At 73.2% G+C, this 4,736-nt stretch carries 4 protein-coding genes; 1 reads left to right on the top strand and 3 read right to left on the bottom strand.

Annotated features, from left to right (window positions below; genetic code table 11):
• Positions 1–871: 871 nt before the first annotated feature.
• The 3 genes from ACTUAL_RS29520 to leuC form a co-directional block, all read right to left on the bottom strand.
• On the bottom strand, positions 872–1,744 hold the full coding sequence (locus ACTUAL_RS29520; protein WP_440902531.1) for an HU family DNA-binding protein: 873 nt from the start codon (positions 1,742–1,744) through the stop codon (positions 872–874).
• Between the two features lie 207 nt (positions 1,745–1,951).
• Positions 1,952–2,554, bottom strand: coding sequence for a 3-isopropylmalate dehydratase small subunit (gene leuD, locus ACTUAL_RS29515; RefSeq protein WP_096496666.1), 603 nt, complete (start codon positions 2,552–2,554; stop codon positions 1,952–1,954).
• Positions 2,555–2,568: 14 nt separating this feature from the next.
• A complete protein-coding gene (leuC, locus tag ACTUAL_RS29510; RefSeq protein ID WP_096496667.1) occupies positions 2,569–3,972 on the bottom strand; it encodes a 3-isopropylmalate dehydratase large subunit in 1,404 nt (467 codons plus the stop codon).
• A 78-nt stretch (positions 3,973–4,050) separates the two neighbouring features.
• Between leuC and ACTUAL_RS29505 the strand changes: the two genes are divergently transcribed.
• Positions 4,051–4,736 (top strand): IclR family transcriptional regulator (locus ACTUAL_RS29505; protein ID WP_440902530.1); only part of this gene is annotated, 686 nt, incomplete at its 3' end.

Below are 4,736 nucleotides of genomic sequence, written 5' to 3'. Positions count from 1 at the left end.
GGCCGCGGGCCGCTGGCAACTGGCGGCAGACGAAGGGCGGCGGGGAGCCAGCGGCGGGCGTCGAGTACCTGGCCGCGGGCGGCAGGCAGTTGGGCTCGGGCGGCAGGGAGGTGGCCTGCGGCGGCGGGCAGCTGGTCGCGGGCAGCTGGGCGCGGGCGGCGGGCGGCGGGCGGCTGACCTCGGGCGGCGGGCGGGGGGCGGCTGACCTCGGGCGGCGGCAGTTGACGGCTAGCAGCTGGCCTAGGGTGGCTGGCGGCTGGCAGCGGGTAGCTGGCCTCGGACGGCAGACAGTTGGCCTGGGGCGGCTGGCGGCTGGTGATCGGCCTGGGGTGGCTGGCGGCCAGGGCAGACCTTCGCGCGCGGGGCTGGCCGCAGGGGCCGGAACAGCCCAGGAGCGCGTCCCGCCATCCCCTCCGCCTCCCGCCCCCGGACAGCGACGAGCCCAGGCAGGCCGTTGGCCTCCGGGGCTCCGCTGCACCGCGAATCCAGTTGTGGAAAGCACCTCCGGTCCCCTCGGCGGCCCGCCTTCGGCCCCTCGGTTTCCGGAACACCCGCGCGTCTCAGCGGGTTCCCCCGCCGTCCGCGCGGGCCGCCGCTCGCACGTCCCCACCTCCCGCGACGTCCTCGCCGGTCCCCCGGCCCGGTCGTCGCGCCAGGCGCGTCCGCGCTCCCGGCAGCGGCAAGCCCCGGCAGCCTCGCGTTGGCTCCCAGGGCTTCCCAACGGCGCATCCCCGCGCGGTCCCGGTCCGGTCGTCTGACGCGACAGGCCACCGGTCCGAGCACCGCCTCGGCGGGGCGCTCGCGGTCCTCCCGCTCCACGCGGGAGGAACCGGCCCGCTCCGCCGCACCAGGGCCGCGGAACGGGCGCGGCTCACTTCTTGGCGGCCGTGGCGGTCTTCCGCGTGGTGGTGCGCTTCGCGGCGGACGTCTTGGCGGCCGGGGTGGCCTTCGCAGCCGGCTTCTCGGTGGTCGCGGCGGCGGCCGGAGCAGCCGTCTTGGCAGCCGCGGCCGTCTTGGTGGAAGCCGCCTTGGTCGCGGTGGCCTTGGCCGGGGCGGCCTTGGCGGCGACGGGCTGGGTCGCGGCGGGGTGGGTCGCGGTGGCGGAGGTGGAGGGGGCCTTGGTGGGGGCCGTCTTCGCCGTGGTCGTCCGCTTGGCGGTGGTCGCCGTCTTCGGCGCCGCCTTGGTGGCGGCAGCCTTGGTGGCGGGCGCCTTCGCGGCGGCGGTCTTGGCGGCCGGGGCGGCCTTCGCCGTGGTGGCGGAGGTCTTCGCGGCAGCGGTGGCGGTGCGACGGGCGGGCGCCTTCGTCGCGGCGGCGGCGCGCGTGGTGGTGCTGCGCGCGGTCCGCGTGGTGGTCGCCTTGGCCGCGGGCGCCTTGGTGGCGGTCGTGGCGGGCTTCGCGGCGGTCGTCGTCGCCTTCGCGGCGGTGGCGGTCGCGGCGGGCTTGGCGGCCGTGACGCGGGGCAGCTTCTTGGCCCCGCTGATGACGTCCTTGAACGTCGAACCCGCGCGGAACGCGGGAACGTTGGTCTTCTTGACCTTCACGGTCTCACCGGTGCGCGGGTTCCGCGCCGTGCGTGCCGCGCGAGCGCGCTTCTCGAAGACGCCGAAGCCCGTGATGTTGACCTTCTCGCCCTTGTGGACGCTCCGGACGATGACATCGACGATGCCGTCAACGGCGGCGGCTGCGTTCTTCTTGTCGCCAAGGCGCTCGGCGAGCGCCTCGATGAGCTGGGCCTTGTTCACCTTCAGTCCCTCCCAGGACGCTCACGGCCCTAGTCGGGCCGACTGAAGGCCACGGTAAGCCCATATGCAAGGAAATACCAATCGCCACGCCAATATTTTCGTTGCGGGGCGGGCAATTGCGCCCTGTTGAGGGACAGGGGAGGCGTCCGGAGGGGTGCGTCCGAGGGAGCGATTCCCCCTGGGGGAGGGGGAATCGCGCCCCGTTCGCTAGCTCGCGGGCCGCACCCCGGTGTCCGGCAGCCAAGCGGCTCGGGTGGACTCGAACTCCGCGATGGAGTCGGAGTGCCGCAGCGTCAACGCGATGTCGTCCAATCCCTCCAGCAACCGCCAGCGGGTGTAGTCGTCGATGTCGAAGGGGGCCGTGAAGTCCTTCGCCGACACCGTCTTCCGCTCCAGGTCCACGGTGACCGAGGCGCCCGGCTCGTTCTCCAGGACCTTCCACAGCTGCTCGACATCGGACTGCTCGCACTGCGCCGCGACGAGGCCCTGCTTGCCCGAGTTCCCCCGGAAGATGTCGGCGAAGCGGGACGAGACCACCACCCGGAAGCCGTAGTCCATCAGCGCCCACACCGCGTGCTCGCGGGAGGAGCCGGTGCCGAAGTCCGGTCCGGCGACCAGGACGCTGCCCGCGCGGAACGGCTCCTGGTTGAGCACGAAGTGCTCGTCGCCGCGCCACGCGGCGAACAGCCCGTCCTCGAAGCCCGAGCGGGTGACCCGCTTCAGGTAGACCGCCGGGATGATCTGGTCGGTGTCCACGTTGGACCGGCGCAGCGGGACCCCGACGCCGGTGTGCGTGCTGAACGCTTCCATTGCTCTGCCTCTTCTCAGACCAGGTCGGCGGGGGACGACAGGGTGCCGCGCACGGCGGTGGCGGCGGCGACGAGCGGCGACACCAGGTGCGTGCGACCGCCCTTGCCCTGCCTGCCCTCGAAGTTGCGGTTGGAGGTGGACGCGCTGCGCTCGCCCGGCTTCAGCTGGTCCGGGTTCATGCCCAGGCACATCGAGCACCCGGCCTGGCGCCACTCCGCGCCCGCGGCCTGGAACACCTCGTGCAGCCCCTCGGTCTCGGCCTGCGCGCGCACGCGCATCGAGCCGGGCACGACCAGCATCCGGACGCCGTCCGCGACATGGTGACCGCGCAGCACGTCCGCCGCCGCGCGCAGGTCCTCGATTCGTCCGTTCGTGCAAGAGCCGAGGAACACCGTGTCCACGCGGATCTCGCGCAGCGGCGTGCCCGCCTCCAGCCCCATGTACGCCAGCGCCTTCTCGGCGGCCACGCGCTCGTTCTCGTCCGCGATCGCCTCGGGGTCCGGCACGGACGCGCCGAGCGGCAGGCCCTGGCCGGGGTTGGTGCCCCACGTGACGAACGGGGTCAGCTCGTCCGCGTCGAGGGTCACCTCGGCGTCGAACTCCGCGCCCTCGTCGGTGGCGAGCGTCGACCAGTACTCGACGGCGGCGTCCCAGTCGGCGCCGGACGGCGCGTGCGGGCGGCCCTTGATGTAGTCGAACGTCGTCTGGTCCGGCGCGATCATCCCGGCGCGCGCGCCCGCCTCGATCGACATGTTGCAGACCGTCATGCGGGCTTCCATGGACAGCGCGGAGATCGCCGATCCCCGGTACTCCAGCACGTACCCCTGGCCGCCGCCGGTGCCGATCTTCGCGATGACGGCGAGGATGACGTCCTTGGCCGTGACGCCGGGCTTGAGCGTGCCCTCGACGTTGATCGCCATGGTCTTGAAGGGGCGCAGGGGAAGCGTCTGCGTCGCCATCACGTGCTCGACCTCGGACGTGCCGATGCCGAACGCGAGCGCGCCGAACGCGCCGTGCGTGGACGTGTGGCTGTCGCCGCACACGACCGTCATGCCCGGCTGGGTCAGCCCGAGCTGCGGTCCCACCACGTGCACGATCCCCTGCTCCGCGTCGCCCATGGGGTGCAGCCGCACCCCGAACTCCGCGCAGTTGCGCCGCAACGTCTCCACCTGCGTGCGCGACACCGGGTCGGCGATCGGCAGCTCGATGTCCACCGTGGGCACGTTGTGGTCCTCGGTGGCGATCGTGAGGTCGGGCCTGCGCAGCCGCCGACCGGCCAGCCGAAGCCCGTCGAACGCCTGCGGACTGGTCACCTCGTGCAGCAGGTGGAGGTCGATGTAGAGCAGGTCGGGCTCAGCGCCGCTGCCGTGGCGCACGACGTGCGCCTCCCACACCTTCTCCGCGAGCGTGCGGCTCATCTCAACTCCAAACTCCCAGGGCGAGCAACAAGAAGACAGCTCTGGACTTCCCAATCAATGGGAAGTTAGTATCGGCTTGTGGGACAGCATAGCGGGATCGGCGTCCTGGACAAGGCAGTGGCCGTGTTGAACGCCGTGGCAAAAGATCCGTGCGGGCTCGCGGAGTTGTGCAACCGCACGGGTCTGCCGAGAGCGACAGCGCACCGCTTGGCGGTGGGCTTGGAGGTGCACCGCCTGCTGCGCCGGGGTTCGGACGGCCGCTGGCGCCCAGGGGCGGCCCTGGCGGAACTGGCGGGCGGCGCGACCGACCCGCTCCTCGACGCGGCGACCTCGGTCCTGCCGCGCCTGCGCGACATCACCGGCGAGAGCGTGCAGCTCTACCGCCGCGACGGGATGCAGCGCGTCTGCGTGAGCGCCGCGGAACCCCCGAGCGGCCTCAGGGACACCGTCCCGGTGGGCGCCCGCCTCCCCATGACCGCGGGCTCGGGCGCCAAGGTCCTGGCCGCCTGGTCCGACCCCGGAACCCAGCGCGCCATCCTCGCCGACGCCGTCTACGGCGAGCGCACCCTCCTGGAGGTCCGCAGGCGAGGCTGGGCCCAGAGCGTCGCCGAGCGCGAACCGGGCGTGGCGAGCGTCAGCGCCCCCGTCCGCGACAGCAGCGGCACCGTGGTGGCCGCCATCTCCGTCTCAGGCCCCATCGACCGCATGGGCCGCCGCCCAGGCGCCAGGTGGGCCGCGGACCTCCTGGCCGCAGCAGAGGCCCT

The organism is Actinosynnema sp., from assembly GCF_052038725.1.
This window is presented reverse-complemented; position numbering and strand designations above follow the sequence as displayed.

Bases quoted from the DNA above. Each gene is read 5' to 3' on its own strand.
- leuC (WP_096496667.1), bottom strand. From the start codon at position 3,972: ATGAGCCGCACGCTCGCGGAGAAGGTGTGGGAGGCGCACGTCGTGCGC.
- leuD (WP_096496666.1), bottom strand. From the start codon at position 2,554: ATGGAAGCGTTCAGCACGCACACCGGCGTCGGGGTCCCGCTGCGCCGG.